At 50.9% G+C, this 23577-nt stretch carries 26 protein-coding genes; 8 read left to right on the plus strand and 18 right to left on the minus strand.

Translation table 11 applies throughout. The features are described from left to right. Positions 1-33: 33 nt before the first annotated feature. The 15 genes from BN4275_RS06375 to citG form a co-directional block, all read right to left on the minus strand. Positions 34-978: an AEC family transporter gene (locus BN4275_RS06375; RefSeq protein WP_066455626.1), complete on the minus strand. Its 945-nt coding sequence runs from the start codon at positions 976-978 to the stop codon at positions 34-36. A gap of 121 nt (positions 979-1099) precedes the next feature. Next, on the minus strand, positions 1100-1876 hold the full coding sequence (locus BN4275_RS06380; RefSeq protein ID WP_066455631.1) for an SGNH/GDSL hydrolase family protein: 777 nt from the start codon (positions 1874-1876) through the stop codon (positions 1100-1102). A gap of 37 nt (positions 1877-1913) precedes the next feature. Continuing rightward, on the minus strand, positions 1914-3200 hold the full coding sequence (locus tag BN4275_RS06385; RefSeq protein ID WP_066455638.1) for a TRAP transporter large permease: 1287 nt from the start codon (positions 3198-3200) through the stop codon (positions 1914-1916). Further along, positions 3201-3695 (minus strand): TRAP transporter small permease, encoded by a 495-nt coding sequence (locus tag BN4275_RS06390; protein WP_066455640.1) that lies wholly within the window; start codon positions 3693-3695, stop codon positions 3201-3203. A 232-nt stretch (positions 3696-3927) separates the two neighbouring features. Then, entirely contained in the window at positions 3928-5034 is a 1107-nt protein-coding gene (locus BN4275_RS06395; protein ID WP_066460247.1) for a TRAP transporter substrate-binding protein, read from the minus strand. A 408-nt stretch (positions 5035-5442) separates the two neighbouring features. Beyond that, positions 5443-5652: a biotin/lipoyl-containing protein gene (locus tag BN4275_RS06400; protein WP_066455648.1), complete on the minus strand. Its 210-nt coding sequence runs from the start codon at positions 5650-5652 to the stop codon at positions 5443-5445. Positions 5653-5675: 23 nt separating this feature from the next. Next, the gene (mdcG, locus tag BN4275_RS06405; protein ID WP_242863703.1) at positions 5676-6347 is read right to left on the minus strand and encodes a malonate decarboxylase holo-[acyl-carrier-protein] synthase; all 672 of its coding nucleotides are present in this window, start codon (positions 6345-6347) and stop codon (positions 5676-5678) included. Between the two features lie 2 nt (positions 6348-6349). After that, on the minus strand, positions 6350-7429 hold the full coding sequence (locus BN4275_RS06410) for a hypothetical protein (protein WP_066455653.1): 1080 nt from the start codon (positions 7427-7429) through the stop codon (positions 6350-6352). After that, a complete protein-coding gene (gene mdcE, locus BN4275_RS06415) occupies positions 7426-8304 on the minus strand; it encodes a biotin-independent malonate decarboxylase subunit gamma (protein WP_066455655.1) in 879 nt (292 codons plus the stop codon). The genes BN4275_RS06410 and mdcE overlap by 4 nt, the downstream gene beginning before the upstream one ends. Position 8305: 1 nt before the next feature. Continuing rightward, positions 8306-9268: a biotin-independent malonate decarboxylase subunit beta gene (locus BN4275_RS06420; RefSeq protein ID WP_066455658.1), complete on the minus strand. Its 963-nt coding sequence runs from the start codon at positions 9266-9268 to the stop codon at positions 8306-8308. Beyond that, on the minus strand, positions 9268-9591 hold the full coding sequence (gene mdcC, locus BN4275_RS06425; RefSeq protein ID WP_066455661.1) for a malonate decarboxylase acyl carrier protein: 324 nt from the start codon (positions 9589-9591) through the stop codon (positions 9268-9270). Before mdcC ends, BN4275_RS06420 begins: the two co-directional genes overlap by 1 nt. Positions 9592-9603: 12 nt before the next feature. Further along, positions 9604-11268 carry a malonate decarboxylase subunit alpha gene (gene mdcA, locus BN4275_RS06430; RefSeq protein ID WP_066455663.1) on the minus strand — a complete coding sequence of 555 codons (1665 nt, stop codon included), beginning with the start codon at positions 11266-11268 and terminating at the stop codon, positions 9604-9606. 17 nt (positions 11269-11285) lie between these two features. Beyond that, positions 11286-12494 carry a Na+-transporting malonate decarboxylase, carboxybiotin decarboxylase subunit gene (gene madB, locus BN4275_RS06435; RefSeq protein ID WP_066455665.1) on the minus strand — a complete coding sequence of 403 codons (1209 nt, stop codon included), beginning with the start codon at positions 12492-12494 and terminating at the stop codon, positions 11286-11288. Positions 12495-12932: 438 nt separating this feature from the next. Beyond that, positions 12933-13376 carry a HutP family protein gene (locus BN4275_RS06440; protein ID WP_066455668.1) on the minus strand — a complete coding sequence of 148 codons (444 nt, stop codon included), beginning with the start codon at positions 13374-13376 and terminating at the stop codon, positions 12933-12935. A gap of 123 nt (positions 13377-13499) precedes the next feature. Next, positions 13500-14873, minus strand: coding sequence for a triphosphoribosyl-dephospho-CoA synthase CitG (gene citG / locus BN4275_RS06445; protein WP_161940187.1), 1374 nt, complete (start codon positions 14871-14873; stop codon positions 13500-13502). A gap of 387 nt (positions 14874-15260) precedes the next feature. On the opposite strand from citG, the gene BN4275_RS17000 reads away from it, so the two are divergent. The 3 genes from BN4275_RS17000 (at position 15261) to BN4275_RS06455 (ending at position 16210) form a co-directional block, all read left to right on the plus strand. Next, complete coding sequence (locus BN4275_RS17000; protein WP_242863583.1) at positions 15261-15446, plus strand: helix-turn-helix domain-containing protein; 186 nt, start codon at positions 15261-15263, stop codon at positions 15444-15446. An 82-nt stretch (positions 15447-15528) separates the two neighbouring features. Beyond that, positions 15529-15786 carry a hypothetical protein gene (locus BN4275_RS06450; protein WP_066455671.1) on the plus strand — a complete coding sequence of 86 codons (258 nt, stop codon included), beginning with the start codon at positions 15529-15531 and terminating at the stop codon, positions 15784-15786. Between the two features lie 67 nt (positions 15787-15853). Next, positions 15854-16210, plus strand: coding sequence for a hypothetical protein (locus tag BN4275_RS06455; protein ID WP_066455674.1), 357 nt, complete (start codon positions 15854-15856; stop codon positions 16208-16210). Positions 16211-16990: 780 nt separating this feature from the next. Here BN4275_RS06455 and BN4275_RS06460 read toward each other — a convergent pair. The 3 genes from BN4275_RS06460 to BN4275_RS06470 form a co-directional block, all read right to left on the minus strand. After that, a complete protein-coding gene (locus BN4275_RS06460; RefSeq protein WP_066455677.1) occupies positions 16991-17371 on the minus strand; it encodes a ParB-like helix-turn-helix domain-containing protein in 381 nt (126 codons plus the stop codon). A gap of 41 nt (positions 17372-17412) precedes the next feature. Further along, a complete protein-coding gene (locus tag BN4275_RS17900; RefSeq protein ID WP_066455683.1) occupies positions 17413-17616 on the minus strand; it encodes an RNA polymerase sigma factor in 204 nt (67 codons plus the stop codon). A gap of 268 nt (positions 17617-17884) precedes the next feature. Then, positions 17885-18304, minus strand: a complete 420-nt coding sequence (locus tag BN4275_RS06470; protein ID WP_066455685.1) for an HIT family protein — start codon at positions 18302-18304, stop codon at positions 17885-17887. Positions 18305-18595: 291 nt separating this feature from the next. Here BN4275_RS06470 and BN4275_RS06475 point away from each other — a divergent pair, with 291 nt between their 5' ends. From BN4275_RS06475 to BN4275_RS06495, 5 genes are all read left to right on the plus strand, one after another. Continuing rightward, positions 18596-19660 (plus strand): TRAP transporter substrate-binding protein, encoded by a 1065-nt coding sequence (locus tag BN4275_RS06475; protein WP_066455687.1) that lies wholly within the window; start codon positions 18596-18598, stop codon positions 19658-19660. Between the two features lie 62 nt (positions 19661-19722). Next, positions 19723-20253 (plus strand): TRAP transporter small permease, encoded by a 531-nt coding sequence (locus BN4275_RS06480; RefSeq protein ID WP_066455691.1) that lies wholly within the window; start codon positions 19723-19725, stop codon positions 20251-20253. Beyond that, the gene (locus tag BN4275_RS06485; protein ID WP_066455692.1) at positions 20250-21548 is read left to right on the plus strand and encodes a TRAP transporter large permease; all 1299 of its coding nucleotides are present in this window, start codon (positions 20250-20252) and stop codon (positions 21546-21548) included. Before BN4275_RS06480 ends, BN4275_RS06485 begins: the two co-directional genes overlap by 4 nt. Positions 21549-21572: 24 nt before the next feature. After that, positions 21573-22748: an iron-containing alcohol dehydrogenase gene (locus BN4275_RS06490; protein WP_066455694.1), complete on the plus strand. Its 1176-nt coding sequence runs from the start codon at positions 21573-21575 to the stop codon at positions 22746-22748. A gap of 96 nt (positions 22749-22844) precedes the next feature. After that, on the plus strand, positions 22845-23564 hold the full coding sequence (locus BN4275_RS06495; protein WP_066455697.1) for a FadR/GntR family transcriptional regulator: 720 nt from the start codon (positions 22845-22847) through the stop codon (positions 23562-23564). The last annotated feature ends 13 nt before the right edge of the window (positions 23565-23577 follow it).

Here is a 23577-nt window from a genome sequence, read left to right on the forward strand (position 1 = left end):
TCGCGGAGCCTTACGTATGCGTTCACGAAAAAGCTATACCAGCACCCCGATTTGACTCAGGCCAAAAATCCAGCAGAAAATGGTAGCCAATGAAAAAATAGAGGTGAACAAAACCAATTGCGCAGTCAAGTCCGCGTCGGAGTCCATAACGCTGGCCAAAGTGAAAGATGAGGTTGCGCAGGGAGCGATAAAGATACACATCAACCCAACCATATCGGCTCCGCGAAATCCTATCCAAACCGCGATGGGAACCATGATCGACGGCACGGCAATTAACCGCGTGAAAGTTCCAATACAGATTGACTTCAGATTTTGGTGTATGGCACCGAAGTTGAAGAGCCCACCCATGACGATCAGGGCAACAGGTGTGGCACACCGGCCAATGTCCCGGAAAATATTGAGCAGCACAGGGGGATAATGTACCCCCAACAATTGTGTCGCAAAGCCCAGCAGCGCGGCAATCACATAGGGGTTTTTGATGATGCCGCCGAAGATCTTTTTGGAGTTCAGTTTTCCGCCCTCCCGATACAATTCCAGCAGGATCACGGAGAGGACGTTTTGGGCGGGGACAACGGTGGCGATCAGGAGGGATATGCTCCCCAGATTGCCCTCCCCGCACAGCGCGGTTCCGATGAGGGTGCCGAAAATGACGAAGTTGGTGTGGAAGATCCCATGTGCTAGGGCGCCGCGCCGTTTTTTGGTACGTTCGGACGGCAGGGCGAACAGCAGCGCGATCATAAGCACTGCAAGCTGTGAGAGCAGTGCGAAGGCCAGCAGCTTCCCGTCAAAGACCGTGGCGATATCTGCCGTGCAGATGTTGTAATATAAAGAAACCGACAGAAAAATTTTAAATGCAAGTACATTGAGCTGGTTCAGCGTCGGCACGCCCAGCATTTTGATCTTCCGAAGCAAAACGCCCAGAGCCATAAAAATAAAGATGGGGAGTATCGCGCTTAAGGAGGTTTGAAAACTGTTCACAGGATCACTCTTCCTTATCTAATCCCACCCGTTTGTGGGCGTTTTTTGGACTTGGCGCCGGCGCTGCCTGTTACCGTTAGAAAAAGTGACATGGGGCGGGGGCCCCCCCGCCCCATGTCCGTTACAGTGTCTTGAGAAATGCGTCGATGGCGGTTTCCCATGCGGCATAACCTGGCGTCAGACAGTGCTGTCCGTCACCCTTTGTGAGCAGCGTATTGTTACCTGGCATAAAGGTGTTCAGTCCCAGGCAGCACGTCAAATCACAAACGGGAGTACCCCATTTAGGTGCGATCTCCTCCATCAACAGCCTGTAAGTTTGGCCGCAGCGTTCACGCGCCTTCTCCGAATCCAAAACAGGGCCGCGAAACCCTGTGTACCAGGCAAATTTTGTACCGGGCCAGCGAGCCATCAGCTTGGAGATGGTAGCTTCCATCGCGCCCGCAATGGTGTGAGTGTCGAATGCCTGACCCACCCGCGGATTCTCCAGATAGAAGCCGGCAGCGTGGCCCACGGGCGCGTCAGTGTGGCGCGCGTCATTGGACGACAGCTGGATAAGCACATAGTCTGGCCGCGCGTCAGGAAAACGGTCCGCGCGTTCATAATAGCTATCGGTTCGCCCGTCGCGCAGAACAAAGGTGGTGGTGCTGACCGATTCGTTGACATATTCCATATGGTTTTTGCGTGCAATGCGCATCGCAAAGTTATCCTTCCCATCGCAGGCCATGCCGTAGGTCCAGGAAGAACCTAGAAAATAGATTCTTTTTCCGTACAAAGGATTCCATGATTTGAGCATTGCCAGCTCTTCCTGCTGGATCGCGCACAGTTGTGACAACAGGGACACAGCCTCGTTCAGATCGTTCTTTTCGAGTGCCGTGCCGATATTCTGAACAGAAATCATAGATTTACTCCTTCCTGTTATTCTGCCTGCTCATTCCTCATCGCAGAAGATCTGGCAAGAAGGTAATGATTTGTGGGAAACAGCTGAGCAAAATGACCACTGCATATAAACAGAGCACCGGCGGCCACAGTTCCTTAATCTGTTTGTCAAAAGTGGAGTGCGACAGCTTTTGGGAGATATAGAAGCAGCTGCCCACCGGTGGCGTCACCATACCGATGCACAGGTTGGTAACCATGATGATACCGAATGCCAGAGAGTTGACGCCAACCGCCGCCGCGATAGTGACCATGATCGGACCAAACAGAACAATAGCGGAGTTTGTGTTGACGAACATGCCGATGATGATCAGCAGAATGTTCAGAATAAGCATAATGACAAAGCGGGAATCGGTGATGGAAAGGATCGCGTCACTGATTATCTGAGCCACATTATTCATCGAGAGGATGCGGGCGAACATGTTGGCCACGCCGAACGTAAAGAAGATGGCGGCGGAGGCGATACCCGCGTCCAACGTTGCCGTGCAGAAGTCCTTAAAGGACAGGGAATGATAGATAAAACCGCTGACGATCACCGCATAGGCCACACCCACGACAGAGGCCTCGGTGGCCGTAAAGATACCGGAATAGATTCCGCCCAGGATGATAATGGGCATCAGCAGCGCCGGGAAACCGTCCTTCAGGATGGACAGCACTTCGCGCGCGCTGTAGTTTTTTTTGTCCGCGCTCTTATAACCGCGTTTTTTGGAGACGAAATAGTTGTAGAGCATCAGCGCAACGCCCATGAGAACGCCGGGGACGATGCCGCCCATAAACATGTCGGAAATTGAAACGCCGATGGCGACGCCGTAGGTAATCATCGGGATGCTGGGCGGGATGACCGGGCCGATGGTGGAACCGGCGCCGCACAGGCAGCCTGCATAGGTCTCATCATAGCCCTGCTCGCGCATGGCTTCGATCATGATGCCTCCGATGGTGGCGCAGGTAGCGGGACCCGAACCGGAAATGGCCGCAAAAAACATACAGGATACAACCGCCGCCATCCCAAGGCCGCCGGGCATTTTGCAGGTGAGCACGTCGGCCACCTTAATGAGCTTTTTGGCAAGGCCGCCGCGGGCCATCAGTGTGCCGACCATCATAAAGAACGGCATCGAAAGCATGCTGTAGTTATCGATGGCGGTGACGATCGTCTGACTGAGCATCGTGGACATCGCTTCGCCGTTGGGCATAAACAGAAATGCGGCCAGGCATCCCATGCCGATGGCGCTGCCGATGGGCACCGTCAGAAGGGCAGTCACCAGCATTACGGTCAATAAGGTAGCAAGCATTTATTTCGCCTCCTTTTTTTTATTCAACAGCAGTTCGGCTCGCCGCTGAATAATCCGGATGCACATGCCGCTCATGCCGAGCACGCCGGCAAAATACATCAGCCACTTCGGCAGCCAGGGCATGGAGGTGAAAACCTGGTTGGATTTCATCACCGTTTCCGAGATAATCCAAAGCCGATAGGCCATATAAGCGCCGAATAGGACGTTCAGGAAATCTCCGATCCAGAAAATCCCGGATTCCAGATTGGGGGCTTTTTTGTGAAAGGCTGTGGCCAGAGCGTCGACCACAAGGTGCTGGCCGACATAACCCGCCCAACTGATGCCGGCGCACATGGCCCACACCAAGAAGAAACGGGAGATTTCCTCGGCCCACGAAAAGGTAAAGTTAAAAACGTAGCGTGTGATCACGCTGAAAAAAAGGATCACCACGATAGCTGCCAAAAGCGCTATCATAATGAATTCTTCGATCCTGTTGTAAAAGGGGCGTTTTTCCATAGGCTTGTATCCCTCCTAGCTATACTTTCGGGCGATCTCCCGGCAGGGGACGCCTGCCGGGAGATCGCTCCCGTTGGATATCTTCAACGAAGAGAACCACCAGTCCTGCTGGTGAAGCGAATGCAAGGGGTTTTAAAGACGTCAATTAGGAAGCATGCCCGATCCCATTCAAGCCTCCGATTAGCTGGAGGGCTGCAGTAAGCCTTTGACTTATTGTTTTTTGGGGACGGCGTCAGGCGTACTTGGCGCTGATCTCAATGCATTTGTCGATGCGGTCCTGGCCAGCCTTATCGGCAAACTGGTCATAGATGCTGCGGCCAAGCTCGACCCACTGGGCTTTCTCCTCGTCGGTCAGTTCGATGACGGTGCAGCCGTAATCGGTCGCTTCTTTTTCCGCCATATCCTGCAGTTCATCGGTATAAACGCGCTCTTCGGGGATGATCTCATCCACGACGGTCTGGATCAGTTCCTGATCCGCGGGGGACAGTCCTTCCCAGAAAACCTTGGAAATCAGGATCGGCGAAAAGTCGTAGCTGTGTTCAGTTTTGATGATGTACTTCTGCACTTCGTAGAGCTTGCTGCCCTGGATCTGTCCCCAGGGGTTTTCCTGCGCGTCCACCGTGCCGTTCTGCAGGCTGCTGTACAGCTCGCTGAACGCCATGGGGATGGCGGAGGCGCCGAGGGTGTTCCAGGTGGTTTCATGGATGGCGTTATTCATGACGCGCAGCTTGATGCCGCCGAGATCGGAGGGCACATGGATCTCCTTGTTGGCGGTGAGCAGACGCCAAAGCTTTGTGTTGCCGGTGACCCAGCCCAGCCCGTGGAAGCCGCTGGACTCCAGTTCAGCCAAGATTTCGTCGCCCACTTCGCCATCCATCGCTTCGGTTGCGGCTTCACCGCAGCTGAAGAGGTACGGCAGGTCGAGCAGGGAAACGGCGTCGGTGAAGCCGCCCAGGTTGGCGGAGGTCGAAACGGTCATTTCAACGGTGCCCAGTTGCAGGCCTTCCAGCAGCTCAGCGGCCTTGCCCATTTCGGAGTTGAAATAAACCTCCACTTTGATGCGTCCACCGGTCAGTTCGTCCAGGCGCGCCTGCAGGGTTTTTCCGAAGTGCGCGCTGGGCTGGTTCTCCGCAGTGGTTGTGCAGAACTTGATGATTACGGGGTCGCCCTGGGTGTAGTCAGCCTCACCGGAGGCGGGAGCAGTGGATTCGGCGGGAGCCGCCGGAGCACTGGAGGCTGCGGGCGCGCTGGAAGCTGCGGGTGCACTGGAGCCTCCGCAGGCAACCAGGGACAGAACCAAGGAAAGAGCCAGTAAAAGAGCAAAAAGATTCTTTTTCATATTTGGAACCATACCTTTCCGCCGCGCTGCAAAACACAAAAGCGTAACGCAAGCGCCTGCTGCGCGGCATTATTTTATTTGAGTATCCTGATAAGGTGGGCGCACCACGAAAATCCGCAGTGTGTCCGGGAACGTCCGCCGGCGTGTTTTTCAAAAATCAGAGCGGCAGCGCCGCATTCATGAGCGAAGCGCCGAAAAGGTTTAAGGTTTGATGAGTCTTGAAAAAGGATGCGCGGTGCCGTAAGCATCCTGAAAAAAGCTGTTTCCCTCCTTCCTTGGCTTTGTTCGCATGTTATGATTCATGACTGCCCATATTTCCAAAAAAACGCCAATTTTCCGCTCAATTTCTAAAAGGACCGTCAGCGGCGGGCACTTTTATTCTCGCCTGCCTTTGCGGAGCGGGTTTTGTCATTCGACGATCATCAACACTGCTCCGGCGCGAATGCGATCACCTTTTTCGACCTTGATTTCAGTGACCACGCCGTCAATTGGGCAGGGGATCGCCTGGGACATTTTCATGGCCTCCACCTTTGCAAGGACGGTTTTCGCGGCAACCTGATCTCCTTCTTTTACTAAAATTTCTTCCACAATGCTGGGCACTCTCGTTTTGATTTCCATAGCGCAGCTTTTCCTCCTAAAAATTATTTTATATCGGTCGCATCCAGGCTCTCCAGAATTCTGCGACGGGATACAAGTGTGGGGCCTTGGCTACTTTTCACAAGAATGGTTTTCTGTTCTTGAAAAAGCTCCTTGAGTTTTATAAACTGTCCGTTTCCAATATGCAGTTCAATGTCCGTGCGCCCCCTCATGCGGCGTTCCGCTATTTGGGCAAGCTTTAAGTAGGCCTGCAGCTGTTGCGGCGGAGCGCGATCAAGCAATAAATCCAGATCGGAGTCGGGGTGCAGATAAGCCTCGCCGGTCACAATCTGCAGAGCGGCCGATCCAAAAAAGCCAATGCGGATTCCCATGCTCGCGGCTGTTTCCTGAAGTGTCCAAGCGAGGATCAGCGCAGGCATACCCCCACTTTGTACGGGCGCGGAAATTTCCCAAGGGGTTATCCGCCGTATGACTTCCATACGTGGGACCGACGCCGCGATGCGGTATCGGGCGCCGTTACGGCGCAGAGGATAGGAAAATCCCACGTCCACCCAGTCAGCGGGTGTTTTGGTTCGCTGTGTGCGAAAGATTGCAGGAATGTTTGAAAACTGTTCCCATGGTTCACGGTCCTCTGTGTTGGGGATAAAACGGTTTTCCCAAGCCGTTTTTCGTCCCTGTTCAGTAAGAAATAACAAATCGTGACGGCAAAAATTCATATTCAAAGTGACTTGTTCCAGACCGGATCAGTCTTATCCTCCCGTTGGTAAGCTTTTTGCGCTTCCAGCAAACTGTCGAACAGTTGCGTTGCCTGCGGACCGTCAAGCGTCAGCGAGGCGGGTTCACCAGAGAGCGCAACCAAAAGAGCGGTGTGTCCGGCTTTACATCGCATGTCTGGCAGGAGCCGGACAATCCGTCCTTTGATCCGCAGGATGCTCCGCGCGGTACGGGACGCGGTTTTTCGATCAGCGGCAGTTGTGGCCATCAGGATCGTTTCCGGGGGCTCCTCTGTGCGCAGGCAGGTATCGGTCAGAACTCGTAGGCCCTCAGCCGCTTTTTTGACAAGGAAGCAGTCACCCGTTGCCAGGCCGCCGACGATCATATGCCGTCGGCCGTCAGGGCGTCCCGAATCCCAAAGGGTGATGTCTTCCCGCAATGGGCGCCCATCCAAGCAGAGCCATCCAAATTCCTGACATCCGTAAAGGTCATGCAAGGTGGCGCCCGGAATCTGGGCAACCTCTTCCTGAAGCTGTCCGTCAAGCACCGTGCCGGCTGCGATGAAAATCAGATTTTCCGGAAGTTCATTCCAGAATCCAAGCCGTCTGATATCAACCAAGGCTGCACGCAAAAAAGAGGATTCGCCAATCACTGCGGCGGGTTTTTGTGTGAGGAGTGCCACCAGCAAAGCATCCCGGCTGGGACGCTCAATAAATGAAACGAAAACGCCAGACCTTTCCAATGCCTGCCTGGTAAACACATTGACCAGAGGGGGATATGTAATAACCATTCTGCTTTGGGGGGCGATCCCGGCCAACGCCAGAGCCTGCCTTCCGGCTGCGATCCGGGCGGGAAGCTCCTGGTGGGTAACGCCGACGATATTCTGGAAAGCAGAACTGCCGGTGGTGAAGGTGAGATAGGCCAGGTTGAGCGGCGTGTGCACCTCTTCGATCCGGTGCGCCGCGGTGGGGCCCGCGATCCCTTTGTCCTCCAACGTATAATGGGGCATCTGCGAGAACAGCGGCCCGTTCCCGAAGGCCAGCAGATCCTGTTGCATCCGCTTGAGTTCTTCGGCCCTGCTCATTTCAGATACTGCCCCGCCACTTTGCAAAACTCCTCCTTCATCTTTGCGAGGACCATCGGGCGGGCAATCCGTCCCTTGCGTTCGGCTCCCAGCAAGCCCCGCCCGCAGGGACCGGTTTTTTCGTTCTGCCCATTTTCCTTGCAGAAGCGGATTTCTGCGATGTGCCGGGCAATTACAGCGGACATTTCTTCCGGAGATGGGACAATTTCTTCGATACCGCCCAATCGGTAAAAAAATTCCACGCCAGATGCGAATACGGGGCTGTCCACAGAGAGTTCTTCCAACTGCTCAATATCAATCTTAGTAATTCTGGAGATGCTGCTCAAAGGCATGACATGGATCACTGTGCCGAACTGTTTTGGGAGAGCAAGAATATGATCTGCTTGCAATCCGTGACAGAGAAACGCGCCGCTGATTGCCCGACCGATCACGATTGCAACGATGGGATGTCCGCATTTACGAGCCTGTGCCAGCGCAAGTTGATAAGCGCCGGTCGCCTTATTCATGCCGAAAATTTCCTCCACCTTGCCGGGTGCGTTTCCCGGCGTGTCGACGACCAGCACAAATGGGCGTTTTTCCGAGATGGGCTTGTCCTTATCAGCATCAATGGTTGCATATACCGCCAAGGCCATTTTATATGCTTCCTCCATACCGATTACGCCAAAATAAACCACAGGGAATCGGTCGCTGACCGCCTCCGCGTCATTTGCAATCATGGTCACTGTTGTCTGACCGACACATGCGGTCCCAACCACCGCGCCAGAGCCATAATCGGGATCAAAGCGCTCCGTCCCAACCGTGTTTTCAAAGAAGCTGCCGTCGTCAACGATCATTTGGATCGCATCGCGGCCGCGCCCGATCATTGTCTCTTCCATCTCAATCCACCTCCCGCGGCCTGCGCCGGACAGATTCCAGAAACGCTGGAACATCCATTTCGGGGATCTGTTCCGGATGTTCGTTTCCATAATACCGCCACACGTCCTGCGCATCGGAGGGGTTTTGTTCCGCCGCCAAGGCTACCAGACGCATCTGTTCCCGGACCAGTTCGCGGGAACCGATCCTGCGGCAGCCGCACAGCGTATCGTAAGGTTCCTCCAAAAGTGCGCAAAGGCATTCCCGGAAAGCTCCGACGCGGTCCTCCACCAGACGGTTACAGTCCCGCATGATATATTTGTGTTTTCCACCTGTCGTGCGGGAGATCAAGGATTTGTCCGAGGCGTCAAATTCTTCTCTTCCCATCTCCTGCTCAATCACCTCGGGACCAGTTAAGCCTAGCCGTCCCTGAGGGCTCATAACGATTACATCTGTTGCTGCGGCAACAAAACCCATGCCCCCGAAGCAGCCCACTTTGCTCCCGATAATGGAAATGACAGGAAGCTTTCCTTTGGTGTCCTGAATCAAGTCCATGATTTCCGCATGCGCCAAAAGGCCGGCGTTTGCCTCGTGCAGCCGGACGCCGCCGGTTTCAAAGGAGATGACGATTGCGGGACGGTACCGCTCCAGATCCTCCGGATGGTTTTGCTTTGCTCGATCATAGGCGGCCAAAGCAAGACGGAAAATCCCCACCATTTTTGCCCCATGCACTTCTCCGACTGCACCGCCAATGAAGCGTCCCTCCTGGGAAATCACAAAAATCGGGCGATCTTTCACCAAGCCGACACCGGTCACAACCCCGTCGTCAAAAGCAACCGCCTCATTTAAAGCGGGTAGGTGCGGGCTTGTAATTTTATCCTGCGGTCCGGCCAGCTCGGTGAAACTCCCCTCGTCGACAAGCCCAATCACGCGGATGCGGGCGGTGGAATTCAAAAAGCTCTGTGCCTGAATATCCGAATAACGCATCAGAGATCCTCCCCTCTGGCTTCCGCCAAAGCTTGTTGGAGACGCAGTTTTACGACAAAGGGGGTGGCGTTATTATCGTTGATCTCGATATCGAGATCGCCGCAGCCGCTTTCCGCTACGAAGCGGCCAAGCACAAGCTCCCAAACGTGGTCAAACCCCCGTACAGGTGTACAAATTCTTACATTGACAAGGCCCTGCTGATCCCTGCGATAGATCAGCAGCTCCAAGTCACCGGATCCCACGACGCCACTGTGGGCCCACTCATTTGGAATAGATGCGCTGGGGATTCCTTGAAACGAAAAATTCAAATGCTGTAAAGCCATTTTTCTATCCCCCTACCAGTTTTTGAATTTTCCGGGTGGTTGATATAAACCGCCTGACCAATTGACAAGGTCATGAATATTCTGCGCGGCCAAGAGTTTTCGGTTTGCCTGCGCCGGATCGATCCCTAGGTCCTGCGGGGTCTTTACGATGCCGCGTTCGCGGAGCAGTTTCGTCTCCTCCGGCTTTGCCTTCAGGCCGACGTCAGTGAAGCCCGCCACCGCGCGGATCGCGGCGCGGCGCTCCTCAAGGCTGCGGCAGCGGTGCAGGTAGGCGATGCCCTCCTCGGTCACAATGTGGGTCAAGTCGTCGCCATAGATCATGACAGGCGGCGCCGAAAGACCGGCGTTCTTCATGAGATCCCACGCGTCAAGCCGTTCCACAAAGCCGGGGGCCATTTTTTCTCGGAAGGTTTCCTGAAGCTGTACAACCAGCCGTTTTCCCCGCGGCATCTGTCCGATAAGCTGTTCGCGCATACCGCTTTCTTCTCCGCATTTCAGCCACGCTTTAGAGGCGTGACGGCGGCCTTTCGGATCACATCCCATATTCGGAGCGCCCCCAAAGCCGGCGATGCGGTTTGCCGTGGCAGTGGAGCTGTTGCCGTCCTCATCGATCTGCAGCGTCCCTCCGATAAACATATCCACGGCATAGTGGCCCGCGATCTGCGCGTAGGTACGGTTGGAGCGGGGGGATCCGTCGGGACCGACAAAAAAAATATCGGGACGCGCTTTCACATATTCTTCCATGCCGAGTTCGCCACCGAAACAGTAGATGTTTTTTACCCAGCCGCTTTCGATCGCGGGGATTAGGGTGGGGTGGGGGTTCAGTGAAAAGGCGGAACAGATCTTTCCCTTTAGCCCGAGCTGTTCTCCATAGGTAGGTAGCAACAACTCGATAGCGGCGGTGTCAAAGCCGATGCCGTGATTGACCGTCTGTACGCCGTATTCAGCATAAATGCCCTTGATGGCCATCATGGCGCGCAGGATCTGGGCCTCTGTGATGAGTGCTGGGTCACGTGTGAACAGAGGTTCCAGATAGAACGGACGCGGCGACTGGATTACAAAATCCACCCAATCTGCAGGAATATCAACTCGGGGCAGGTGATCCACGATTTCATTCACCTGCACGATAACGATGCCTTGCCGGAACTTTGTCGCCTCTACGATTACGGGTGTATCCTCCGTATTGGAGCCGGTATATAAATTACCTTCCCTGTCGGCCTGATAGGCAGCGGTTAGGGAAACTCGCGGAATCAAATCCATAAAATACCGGCCGAAAAGCTCCAGATAGGTGTGGATATCCCCCAACTTTACCAGTCCGCTTTTGATTGCTTCCGCGAGCTGTCCCGCCTGAGCACCCGCATAGGAAAAATCGATCTTTTCCGCAATCCCTTTTTGAAACAGCTTGATATGGCTGTCCAGGGAAATAGAGGACTGCACCATATGTAAGCCGTATACCTTCTTGGGATCGACCCGGCAGAGCTGCTCTGCGAGAAAGTCCGCCTGTTTCTGATTGTTCCCTTCCAGATTCACTTTATCGCCGGGACGCAGCACAGCTTCTAAAAGACGGACGGTGTCGCGCGCGGCAACCACCTTTTCTTTACCCGCCACCTGCCTTGCACACTGCAGCCGCGCCAAGGTGTCCTGCTGGATCTGATCCCAGGAACCTGCTTCCTGCATAGAAATTCTCCTCTCTGTCAAATGACCAGCGAAATGGTTGTGATAAATACACCCGCGGCAATCGCGCTTGTAATCACGCCGCTGATATTGGCGCCCATGGCCAGGGGTAGGATCATCGCAAAGGGGTTCTCCTCTTCCGCTGCGTGCTGCGCCAGCTTTGCCGTGGTGGGGACGCAGGAGACTCCTGCGATTCCAATGACAGGATTAAAGTTACCCTTGTTGATTTTATAAAAGACCCAGCCGCCCAGGAGCCCGCCGATACCGGATATCAAAAGGGCAAGAATCCCCAGGATTAATATTTTGATAACTACGGGGTTCAGAATAGTGGACGCTTCGCAGAGCGCTCCCAGCGTCAGTCCCAAAAAGAATGTGGAAACATAGGTGATCCCATTTTCCAGCATCTCCTGATAGGGACCGATTTCCGCCTCTTTGATTGCCACCCCGATAAAGAAAGACATAATGAGCGGAGCGGCCATCGGAAGCAGCAGACAAAGCACAGCACAGATTGTGACGATAAAAATGAACTTTGTTTTTTGCGGCACCTCGGGCGGATAGACCTCAACATCAATTCCCCGATATTTCTTGGGGACCAACAGGCGGATGAGGTAGGGATATCCTCCATAGGTGAGGCTCAGATACAAATAGGCGATAATCGAGATGGGAACAAATAGTTCCGGGGCCATAATAAGGGAGGAAAACAGCACCATCGGTCCGTCGGCTCCGCCGATCGTGGCAATCGCCGCCGCTTGCCCGGCGCCCAATCCCAAAAAGAGTGTACCTGCGATAAAGGAGACGAAAGTGCCCAGTTCAGCAAAAAGGGCGATTGTGATGCTGGTCCAGGGCCGGGCGAGCAGGAAACTGATTTCGCTGCGAGCACCGATGCCCATGAATACAAGGCATGCGATCAGACCGTTGGAAAACATCAGGTTATAGATTGGCTGCAGGCAATTGATCTGCAGGATGTTGATTAACGCACTGGGTTCGCTGACAAGCGGGTCGAGAATCAGCGTACCGATCACTCCGCCGTCCAGAAACAAAACGCCCGCGTTGACGCAGATCATACCGATCCCCATCGGGACCATAATCAGAGGCTCCAATTTCCGCTGGAAGCCCATATATGCGAGAAGAAAGCCAAAACAGATAAGAAAGATCCGCGCAACAGCAATCGCAGGTTCCACTGCAAAAAATGTTCCAATGCCTGGGAAGAGTGACAGTAACCATTCCATATCAATTCTCCTCCGACCTATCACTGTGGCTCATCACGTGGTTGATAACCACAATAATTCCAGTGACTACAAAAGAAATGACCGCAGTCAAAACATAGGCGAACAAAGCATAAGAAACCGGATTCATACAATCTCTCCATTCTGTAATATTGTGATACGACAAAAATGGCTGACAGCTGCCGCACCGATCTCAAAAAAAGAGAGAACAGAAAAAATTTCTGTTCTCTCAAACTCTCTATTTCACAGATAAAAACCTGTTCTTTATCGGATGAGCGCTGGATGTCCTCTTAAAATTCACTTAGAAACTATTACTCTCATAAAAGACACTCTGTCTTTTTCCACATCATACAGCATGTGGAAAAGGAAGTCAAGAGGAAGCTTGAAAATTGACGAAAAAGACAAAAAATCCGACGCTTCATTGTAAGGTGTGCAGAACGCTCAGATATTCATCACACCCAGGCCACAACGTTCGTGACTTGTCATGGGATGAATGGCGGACTCTCCAAAGATTGCCACGGCAATCCAATGAGATTTGCGTACGATTGCAATTTTTACCGCTAAATTCGCCTCCGAAGACGTATTGATAATCGCTCCGCGCTTTGCCTCCTCGGTCGCGTGGAGCAGGGCATGGATTTCGTAGGAAGATTTTTTAACCAGCCCCGCGTTCATCGCCGCGCCCAGCACGGCGCGGCTTGTTTTCTGCTGGAAATCCTTTTTGGTGCTGCCGCCGGCCTCCGTAACAACGACACTCAGACCGCCCGTGAGGTATTCCTGTTTGAGCGCCATTTCTTCTGCCAATGTGCGCGTCATTGCAAGCCGAAGGGCATAATAACCGATGCCGTCATAGTCGTCATTTGATGGCTGGTATACCTGTTCTTCCATAGGCCCCCTCCTTACTGTGTTTGAATAGTAACAGTATATCATAGTTGCCGCCTGATGAGCAATCCTAGATTTTACACACCAGGGAATGGCAGGCATTCCCACACAACACAAGAGAATGGAAATTCAACTGCATTCCTCCCAAAAATGGAGCATCAGTGTGATGGTTAAAAGGTCCGCGCACCCACCCGGGCTGAGGTGCTTTTCGATAAAGGCTTGATCAAGTCTTGCTATCTGCGCGTTCAAATGTTCTCTATCCAGCGTGTCCAGAAGTGCTTTGATCTCCCTCTGGACCTGTTCCTGTGTCTGGATGTCAGATCGGGCGATCATATTGGTGTCCTGCACATTTGCAATCAATGTCATCAGCGTGATGACGGCTGCATCGTTGATGGAGAAATTCTCGCGCAGCGCCTTTTTAAGTGCCGGAAGGCCATAATGCCGCACGGAGGGAAATGCCGCTGCGGCTTCCCCGCGTGCACCGGTAATGCGGTGGGTCTGATAAATGCGTTCCCCATGTGAGAGCCCCCCTTTTTGAGGCAATTCGGAGAAGTCATCTAAAGCCCCTTTCGCTAGCTGTCCGCACAGAGCCGTAAGCGTTTCCGAATCCCGCGTCCCTCCTCTGCCGCAGAGCATCCCTGCAGCTGTACACAATAGGCCCAGGGAAAAGATCAACCCCTTGTGCGTATTGACCCCTCCGGTGGCCGCAAACATGGCACGCTCCGCCCGTTCGCCTATGTACCTTGCCTGCAAAAAGACCGTGTGTGGCGGACAGTCGCACCACTGCAAGCCGAGTTCGGCAAAAGCCTGAAACCAAGGAGTCAGTGCGGCGCTGCTGTCAAAAAAGGTGAAGATATCCATATCGATGTGCGAACCGGAATTATTTCGGTCTACCAAGCCGGGCTTGGGCGTTGTTCCCACCTCATATAAAAGTGCCCGTGTGGCACATGCGGCAATTTGATTTGCCCATTTTTTCTGGAAATATCCCGCCAAAAGGCAAGCCGTCTCCCGCCGCGAGGTTTCCGAAGCATAGGTGTGGTTTCCAGTGCAGTCACTGGCAGGCAAACTGCACGGCAGGCGTTTTCGCTGCGGCAGCCCCAATTTTTTGCGGGTACACAGCTCCCCATTGTTTTCGAATACCTCCAGATGGAACAGATCGCCGATTGGGTGTCGGTCCTCCAGACAAACCATCCGCCGCTTTACCTCGGAAGCCGGCATGTCCAATAGAAGATCAGCTTCATATCCCGCTGCCGTTTCATAACGCTTTTGCTTCAAGATTACCCGAGGGTCCAGTGCGATCTCAATTTCCCGAATCCCTTCTTCGATCCCCTTTTTCGCCAGAGGAGAGCATTTATTCGACTCAGGAATGTTCAGAGTGAAAGTTAATAGGCATTTCCCGCCTTGGCGCAGCAAAGCCCTTTGCCGTACCGCACGGACTTGCTGTTCGGATGTCTCCGGGCCTAAGCTTCCCCCGGAATATTCAGAAATTTGTTTTGAATTCACACATTTCCCTCCTCGATTTTTGAGGCGCATTGGATTTGCAGTTTTACGCTTCCCAGGACAGCTTTTTCTACAGTTCCATCCCTATAGGACACCTTTATTATAACCTGTCTGGATGAATTCAACAATACTATCGGGAGAATGCTTCAAAGATCATTTCCAGCGCGGGCCATGATGCAATGAAGTCCGGCAGTGTCAAAAGCCCCGCACTTTCTGTGTAATAATTTCTATTGATTTATTACACAATTATCCATGTGCTATTTAGTCCATGTTTTACACTGAAATACGTGTAATGCTATGTTATACTCTCTACAGTGGAAAAGAAAGCCCTAATAAAAATTCCCAAATAGAAAGGATGTGGAGACAATACCCATTCGGTACAAAATCAATGTGTTGGCTGCACTTAAAGAAAACGGATTTAATACCACAAAGTTACGTCGAGAGAAACTGCTTTCCGAAGGGGTCATTCAGGCCTTGAGAGATGGCCGGATGATTTCACTTGATAATGTGTCCAAAATCTGCAAACTGTTGAACTGCCAACCGGGAGATATTCTCGAATATGAACCGGAAGAATAACCGTTTTCTTTTGGCAATATCGCCCATTGTGGGCTAATCCTTAACGTGGTATAATCAGATTCACAGGTAGGAGGTTAAAATTATGGAGCAGGATATTTTTCAGCAGATCCTTTTGGAATTGAAATCCTTAAAAGAAGGGCAAGAGGCAACTAACAAGCGCTTAGATTCCGTTGACGCACGGTTCGACCAAGTAGACGCTAGACTTGACAAAATGCAAGAGGATTTAGAAATTTTGAAAGAGGATACCAAAGTCACACGCGCATCTGTTAATACCCTGCTGGACTGGGCAGAGGATGCACAGATCGAAGTCAAGATTCCATTGTATAAAAAGGCTCAATAAAGCAGATGGCGCTAGGTGATGATCTTAGCGCCATTTTTCGCCTTATTATCTGTTGTGAGGTATCAAAATGAAAGGTCAGTTGACATTTATTCAGGGAAAAAGCAGTAGTGGAAAAACGCGGCTGATAGCGTCCAGCTACAAGAAAGCCGACACACTGTTTTTGACATCAGAATCTGTTATTGATTACCTATTGGGCCGGAAGTCATGCGAGAGACTTAATGCTAAAAACGTGGTCATTGAAGATATCGATTTTTTGAAAGGTCGTACAGCTACACAAAAAATGCTCTGTGGATTTATCGATAAACTGCTTTTGGATTCTCACAATGTGATTATCAGCGGGATCAATCTTTCCCGACGGGTTCCCATACTTTTTTCCATGTGTGAATCTCGTGCCGTCTGTGTGCTTAATCTTCCTAGGAATTAAAGAAAGCGGGCTTCCCTCCGTGGGTTGCCCGTTGTTTTTATATTTTGGGTATGCGGCGACAGTTGCCGTTGCGACAGAGACACGCCAGATGCCGTCGAAACGGGTTCTCTCACATGCTGCTCAACCGACACGATGTCACTTAACCATGCAAACGAAAATTTTTCGGTCGCAGCGGAATCCGGGTTCGTCGCTGTAATTCGGCGGCAACTGTTGCCGTCGAACTGCTGCACCGGGAATAGACGACAGATTGTCGGTTGTTCGCTCCTGCTATCAGCGTGAGCGAAACCGCATCGGTGACGCTCGCCAAAAATGACGGGCGTGCCCACAAAGAGACTTTCTGCCACAAGGAGCAGAGCCCACCAGAATATCAGAACGAAACGGTTTCGTTTTAATCGAATAACCTTCGGGCGATACCGTGTCGGTCGAACCTTGAACAACGGCAACTGTTACCGTTGTTTAAGGGGGGCAAAAATGACCGGGGCATAATCCACGCCAAAGGAATTCGTTATGCGGGCGACATCGTGTCGGTCGCACTGATAAGCTGAGGGCAATAGAAATACCGATTTTGTCCCGGTTAGCCGGTGATGGTGTGATCTTCAGCTTGAATCGATGAGGTAACATTTTGTCATCCCACGACGGGGTAAGACAGGCTTACAGTGTCCATCAGATAAAAACTCTCTGCCAAATATATGTTTTCGGTTGTGACAAAGCCATATCTTAGCGCGTGGACGGCTTGCAAGCCCGCGTAGCGGCCTTTAGGCGGTCTGGCCGTAACCTTTATCAAAAGTGGAAACAACAAGGTTGGAAGGGCCTTTTCGCCGCCTCTTTCTGCTTGTCCTCGTCTTTGATCCGCGCAAGCTTCGCCGCGTTTCGTTCGCTGATGTCCTTATCCCGAATGACCTCTTTAACCTCCGGGGTCAGGTTCTTTGCGACCTGAATTTTGCCTCTAACGGCCCTCTCTGTAATTCCGGTCTTTGCAGCCGTATCCACTGAAAATGATTTGGTCCCGGAAGCGGTTTCCGTGACCACTTTTGTATATTGGTTTCCTCGGAATGCCCCTCCTTGGTTTGTCTGCCTTGTCTCTGGATGCAGCTCTTCGTAAATCTCCTTGCGCCGCAAAAGCTGATCTGCTTCGTCGATGTGGTTCAGGTTGTGTCGCACAAGGTTCTCGTCGATCTCCGCAAGCTCGGTCTGTAGACCCTTTAGGTCAACCTGATTGCATTCGATGGAGGCGCGGCCCGCAAAGATTTTCTCAGCTTCTCCAATGCGTGACGCTCCGCGCTGAGCACTCCCTGATGGGATATCCCTATCCGCTCGGCTATCTCGCGCAGCTTCATCCCGTCTATGTACCGCAGCCGGATGATCTCTTTCTGCCGTGGGGATAATGTGCCTATCGCTGCCCTCAACTGCTCCTACAATTCACCGTTTTCTATCCGTTTAGCCGGTGACGGCTCCGGGCTTTCCAGCGCGTCAAGCAATGTGATTCCGTCATCCTCCCGGCCTGGTAAAGAAATATCAAGCGAATTGGTATTTACGCTTTGTTAACATTTATATTTTTAGTTGGTTACCGCCGCTATCATATCATTCAGTAACTAAACAAAGCAAAATCTTTTCTTCCTAATAAGTCTTACACTCGATATGGATACGTTTTGGATAGACCTTAACCCAACAAATTCAAAGATATAATAAAAGTGTTTTAATCAAATCGTGATATTTACTTTCGGACAAATATACAAGGCCCGGATTCCCTTCAAAGCAACCACCCCACTCATATTCATTTTGATATTTAGGTACAAGATGGAAATGCAAATGATGCATGGTGTCCCCATAGGCACCATAGTTCACTTTGTCGGGTGCAAATGCCTTTTGAATGGCAGTAGAAGCTTGTGCCACATCCGCGAAAAAATCGTTGCGCTCAGATTCGTTCAACTCCGTCAAATCACCGACATGCCCATTATATGCCACGACGATCCGACCTTTGTGGCTTTGCTCTTTGAATAGATAAAGTGTGGACACACGCATCTGAGTAATTTCAATCGCAAACTTTTCAAGAGATTCATCTTTCTTACAATAGGGACAGGCTGCCTGGCTCATCTGAATATTCCTCCTCATGTATGTAGCAAGCTGATTCGAAAAACCAAACACATCATACAAGTTATATTGTAAAGTAAAGTTTAAAAAAATCAAGTAAAAATATTATATTATTGTTTATTTAATTGTTTTTTGGATAAATTGATATATATTTATTTTTAAATTTAGTATTTTATACAAAATTTTTATATGATATTGACATTTGCTTTCTTTTGTTCAAAAATAATATCACCACACACGTCATACAAGTTGTTGGCACAGGCACTAAAAAATCATTGTCAAAGGAGAAGCAATATGAAAAAGTTGTTACCCATTTTGCTGGCAATTACACTCATCATCAGTATATCTGGTTGTTCAGGCTCCACAGCTGGGAGTAGTGCCTCCTCGTCAGGGGGCGTAGGCGCTGATGCTTCCGCGTCGGAAACAGCGTCCACAAATTCGGCGAACACCCGCGTCTTCCGTCTGGCGACCGACTTTGCGGCAGATTATCCAACCAGCATCGCATTGCAGGGATTTGTCGACGATGTTTTCGACAAATCCGAAGGCCGCATTAAAATTGACATCTATGACAACTCCCAATTGGGGGATGAAAGTGCATACTTAGAGCAGCTGACATTCGGCGCAATCGACTTTTGCAAAATCAGCGTCGCTCCTCTGGCGAATATAGTGCCCGATTACCAGGTGTTCGCCATGCCCTACATTTTCAAGGGCCAGGCCGAGATGTGGAAGGTGCTGGAAAGCGATTTTGGCTCCATGATGCTTGACAAACTGCGTGATGCTAACATGGAGGGCATCGGATTTATGGACAACGGCAGTCGTTGCTTCTTTTCTAAGACACCCATCAACAGTGTGGAGGACATGAAGAACATGAAGGTACGCGTCCAGTCCAGTGACCTGATGATGGCGCTGTGTGATTCACTTGGCTGTAATTCAATTTCAGTTTCTGGCAGCGAGGTGTACAGCGCGTTGCAAACGGGCGTTGTGGACGGTGCGGAAAATAACGTAAACATCTACTATTCCTACAGTTGGTATGAAGTTGCCCCCTATCTGATTCTCGACAACCACAACACTATGCCGGAAATGGTCGTTGCCAGCGCCACTGTATGGGATTCCATCGACGCAGCGGATCAACAGATTATCCGCGACGCAATGGCAACCTGCACCATCAAACAACGTGAGCTTTGGAACAACGGCGTGGAGGAATCAATGAAGAAGCTTATTGAAGGCGGAGTCACTATATATGATCCAGACGATACGACCCGGGAAGCCTTCCGGACAGCTGTCCAGCCGGTTTACGACCAATATGGTGCGAACCTTTCCGAATTGATTGCAGCGATTGAAGCTGCGGCCGCATTATAGCCAGCGACAACCGTCTTCCACAAAATCCTTGTTGTGGTGGGACACGTATAAGGAGTGAAATCTTGAAGATATTATTATATTTTGAAAAAGCGGTGGAAACCCTTTTTCAAATCGCCGAATATCTCTGCCGGATCATGTTGTTTTTTATGGTAGTCGTGGTTACGTCACAGGTATTCCTGCGAGCAATTTTCAACTACAATATCAGATGGTGCGAAGAGGTTGTCCTCATCCTGATGATCTACATCACTTTCCTTTCCATGGCCATCGGTATCAAAGATGATCTGCATATTCGCATTGAGGTATTCTGCGCTTGGCTACCAAAAACCGGTCGGCGCCTTCTAAATATCTTAGATGACCTGACACTTTTGTTTATCAGCTTTTTCATGTTCAACAGTGGTTTCCAACTTATGAAATTTACCAGTATCTCTAAGCTGCCGGTCACACAGCTTCCCACCTCAGTCACCTACCTGATGATCGGCGTGGGCGGTGCGCTAAGCTGTTTCGTGCTGATTGGTAAGCTGTTAGGAAGGCATGAGACGAGTCAAACTCGAGAATTCATTGAAGGCAAGCAGAAGGAAGGTGGGGCAAAATGAACACAACCATTGCAATAATCATCCTATTTGGAATCTTCCTAGGGCTCATTTTGCTGAGAGTACCTATTACCTATTGCCTAATTGCATCCTCTATTTGCACCACTCTATATATTGGTGCTCCGGTCCTCACTATCTTTCAGCGTATGGCCCAAGGTGTTCAGTCCTTTTCGTTCTTAGCTATTCCATTTTTCATACTAGCCGGTGAGATCATGGGTGCCGGAGGAATCGCTAACCGCCTTGTAGCGGTCGCAGATATCATGGTAGGGCGTTTCCGAGGCGGCCTTGCGCAGGTTAATGTGGTCTCATCTACCTTTTTGGGTGGTATTTCCGGCTCCCCTTCTGCAGATGTTTCATCTATTGGAGCGCTGATGATTCCCATGATGGAAAAACAAGGATATGACCGAGATTTCGCCGTCAATGTCACGGTCACCAGTGCTACCCAAAGCATGATCATCCCACCTAGCCACAACATGGTTATTTATGCGCTGGCGGCAGGTGGCGTTTCCACAGGCAAAATGTTCTTGGCCGGCGTGGTTCCAGGATTACTGCTTATGGTCGCGCTGATGATTATTACATACATAATCACTATCAAGCGCGGCTACCCCAAGGGGCGGAAATATGGCCTTCGGGAATCTGTCAAAATCATCCGGGATGGCATACTAGGCATTTTTACGATTATTATCATCATGCTGGGCGTTTCCACTGGCCTGTTCACCGCAACAGAGTCCGCAGCAATTGCGTGCCTATATGCTTTCATTGTCACTTTCTTCGTCTACCGAGAAATTCCCCTTTCAGAAATGTGGCGTATTCTAGGCCGTACGATCCGTACATTAGCAATGATACTGGCCATTATCGCAGCGGCCAACGGCTTCTGCTGGTTGATGAGCTATCTGCGGATTCCTGCCATGGTTACCGAAGCGCTATTGACTGTATCCAGTAATCCGATCGTGCTACTTATCCTAATCAACCTGTTGCTGCTTTTCCTCGGCTGTATCATGGATGTCGCACCACTGATTGTGATTACAACGCCTATCTTGCTGCCGGTGGTGCTGGAACTTAGAATGGATCCTATTCAGTTTGGTATTATCATGCTGGTGAATCTGGCTATAGGCGCCTGTACTCCACCTGTTGGCAGTGTCCTTTTTGCCGGATGTGCTGTAGGTAAGATCAAAATCGAGCAGGCTATAAGAGGCATCCTGCCGTTCTATGCTGCTATGATTCTTGTCCTGTTATTAGTAACATATATTCCGGCAATATCCATGACACTGCCTAATTTGGTAATGGGAACTGCATAAGTTTATATTAAGGAAGGTTACACAATGCTAAATTTCGAATTTTACTCACCCACAAAAATATACTTCGGAAAAGAACTCGAAGAAAAAATAGGTCCCGTGATTCAGGACTACGGCTATGGCAATGTACTAATTGTCTACGGCGGTGGCAGTATCAAACGCAACGGCCTACTAGGCAAGGTGGAGGATAGCCTGAAGAAAAGCGGCCTATCCTACACTGAGCTCGGCGGTGTGGAGCCTAACCCTAAGATTGATAAGGTTTACGAGGGGATGGAGATTGTCCGCGAAAAGAAGATCGATTTTCTACTAGCGGTCGGTGGCGGCAGTGTCATCGATACCTGCAAGAGCATTTCTATCGGTATCGCCAACAATATAGATCCCTGGGTGATGATTGAGAAAAACATCATGCCGGAAAAGGCCATGCCAGTGGGGACTGTCCTCACCATTGCAGCGGCTGGTAGTGAAACCAGCAACAGCCACGTCATCTCAAATCCCGCCGTTAATTCTAAGCGCGGATTTAACCATGACCTACTGCGCCCACTAGTCTCGTTCCTTAATCCGGAAAACACCTATTCTGTGGATCGTTATCAGACTGCCTGTGGCATCGTCGACATTATGATGCACACCTTCGAGCGCTATTTCACCCCCGAAAAGAACTGTGAGCCAACCGATCGTATTGCCGAAGCAGTGTTAATTGCAGTGAAAGAGGTCGCCCATGACGCGCTTGAACAACCTGATAACTACGAGGCGCGCGCGACACTGATGTGGTCTGGAAGTCTTTCACATAATGCGCTAACAGGCCTTGGCCGCGCTGGTGGATGGGCACCTCACAAGCTCAGTCTGGATATCGGTGGCGCGTTCGACCATGTGGCACATGGCGCAGCATTATCAGTTATCTTCCCATCCTACTGCCGTTATGTGATGCAGTATGATATTCAGAGATTTGCCCGCATTGCCACCCGCCTGTGGGGTATCGAAACCGACTTCGAACACCCCGAAAAGACCGCAAAACTAGGCATTGATGCCTGCGAAGCATTCTTTCATAGTTTGGGGATGCCCACTCGTCTTAGCGAGTTAAGGATTGGAGCGGAGAACATTGAAATGCTGGCCAGTATGACGACCCGTGATGATACCATAACCCTGAGTTCCTATATCCCGCTACATAAAAAAGAATTGATGGAAATATTGGAGCTCGCAAAATAAAATTATCGATTCCACGTAGTAACTTGTAATTTGTTTGCGCAGGCAGTATGATACTGATAGTATAGGAGATTAATAACGCAAAAGGAGCATAAACCAGTGAGCACAGGCCAAAACGTAACAAAACAGGTTGTGGAGTATTTTATAAATAATATTCAAAGCGGAAACTGGAAAATTGGTAATAAGATTCCCTCTGAGCCAGCCTTGACCAAGGAACTAGAGGTTAGCCGCTCCAGTATACGGGCAGCAATCCAACAGTTTGTTGGGTTGGGTGTGATGGAAAGCCGCCACGGTAAGGGGACGTTTTTAATCTCGGACGATCTAAGTAATTTTGTTACTGTGCGAAAAGCAGGAAAAACATACGACTTTTTTACGCTGCAACAGATACTGGAATTTCGGATCGTCCTAGAGCCGGAATGCTGTGGATTGGCCGCTGAGCGTGCCAACGAAGATCAGCGGGAGCGCATGCGGTTTTATTTCGGTGAAATGAAGGAAGCGGTCGGAGTCCCTGAGGATTTTGTTCGCTATGACCTGCTGTTTCACGAGGAAATTGCGCGTGCTACCGGCAACCCCATGCTAGCCGATGCTCTCCATACTGCTTTCCAGCAAAAGCAGGAAAGTGCTCAATACTTTAACGAGCTGTTTGGATATAAGGATGGCATCTACTACCACACACTGATTTTGCGGGCCATTGAGGCGCGAGACAATGTGCAGGCAAAGCGTATGATGTATAACCACCTGCAAAAGGCAATCGATGACCTGCAATATGAAAGCAGTGTAGGAGATGACGAAAAGGCTTTTTTGCACAGTGAGCCCTGATTTTCAGTTTCCC

Origin of the sequence: Anaerotruncus rubiinfantis (genome assembly GCF_900078395.1) — a bacterium.
Lineage (GTDB): Bacteria > Bacillota > Clostridia > Oscillospirales > Ruminococcaceae > Anaerotruncus > Anaerotruncus rubiinfantis.

Bases quoted from the DNA above. Each gene is read 5' to 3' on its own strand.
- BN4275_RS06470 (WP_066455685.1), bottom strand. From the start codon at position 18,304: ATGAGCCAGGCAGCCTGTCCCTATTGTAAGAAAGATGAATCTCTTGAA.
- BN4275_RS06395 (WP_066460247.1), bottom strand. From the start codon at position 5,034: ATGAAAAAGAATCTTTTTGCTCTTTTACTGGCTCTTTCCTTGGTTCTG.
- mdcA (WP_066455663.1), bottom strand. From the start codon at position 11,268: ATGCAGGAAGCAGGTTCCTGGGATCAGATCCAGCAGGACACCTTGGCG.
- mdcE (WP_066455655.1), bottom strand. From the start codon at position 8,304: ATGGAAGAGACAATGATCGGGCGCGGCCGCGATGCGATCCAAATGATC.
- mdcC (WP_066455661.1), bottom strand. From the start codon at position 9,591: ATGGCTTTACAGCATTTGAATTTTTCGTTTCAAGGAATCCCCAGCGCA.
- BN4275_RS06440 (WP_066455668.1), bottom strand. From the start codon at position 13,376: ATGGAAGAACAGGTATACCAGCCATCAAATGACGACTATGACGGCATC.
- BN4275_RS06400 (WP_066455648.1), bottom strand. From the start codon at position 5,652: ATGGAAATCAAAACGAGAGTGCCCAGCATTGTGGAAGAAATTTTAGTA.
- madB (WP_066455665.1), bottom strand. From the start codon at position 12,494: ATGGAATGGTTACTGTCACTCTTCCCAGGCATTGGAACATTTTTTGCA.
- BN4275_RS06385 (WP_066455638.1), bottom strand. From the start codon at position 3,200: ATGCTTGCTACCTTATTGACCGTAATGCTGGTGACTGCCCTTCTGACG.
- mdcG (WP_242863703.1), bottom strand. From the start codon at position 6,347: ATGAATTTTTGCCGTCACGATTTGTTATTTCTTACTGAACAGGGACGA.
- BN4275_RS06420 (WP_066455658.1), bottom strand. From the start codon at position 9,268: ATGCGTTATTCGGATATTCAGGCACAGAGCTTTTTGAATTCCACCGCC.
- BN4275_RS06490 (WP_066455694.1), top strand. From the start codon at position 21,573: ATGCTAAATTTCGAATTTTACTCACCCACAAAAATATACTTCGGAAAA.
- BN4275_RS06390 (WP_066455640.1), bottom strand. From the start codon at position 3,695: ATGGAAAAACGCCCCTTTTACAACAGGATCGAAGAATTCATTATGATA.
- BN4275_RS06410 (WP_066455653.1), bottom strand. From the start codon at position 7,429: ATGAGCAGGGCCGAAGAACTCAAGCGGATGCAACAGGATCTGCTGGCC.
- BN4275_RS06450 (WP_066455671.1), top strand. From the start codon at position 15,529: ATGGAGCAGGATATTTTTCAGCAGATCCTTTTGGAATTGAAATCCTTA.
- BN4275_RS06485 (WP_066455692.1), top strand. From the start codon at position 20,250: ATGAACACAACCATTGCAATAATCATCCTATTTGGAATCTTCCTAGGG.
- BN4275_RS06475 (WP_066455687.1), top strand. From the start codon at position 18,596: ATGAAAAAGTTGTTACCCATTTTGCTGGCAATTACACTCATCATCAGT.
- BN4275_RS06455 (WP_066455674.1), top strand. From the start codon at position 15,854: ATGAAAGGTCAGTTGACATTTATTCAGGGAAAAAGCAGTAGTGGAAAA.
- BN4275_RS06380 (WP_066455631.1), bottom strand. From the start codon at position 1,876: ATGATTTCTGTTCAGAATATCGGCACGGCACTCGAAAAGAACGATCTG.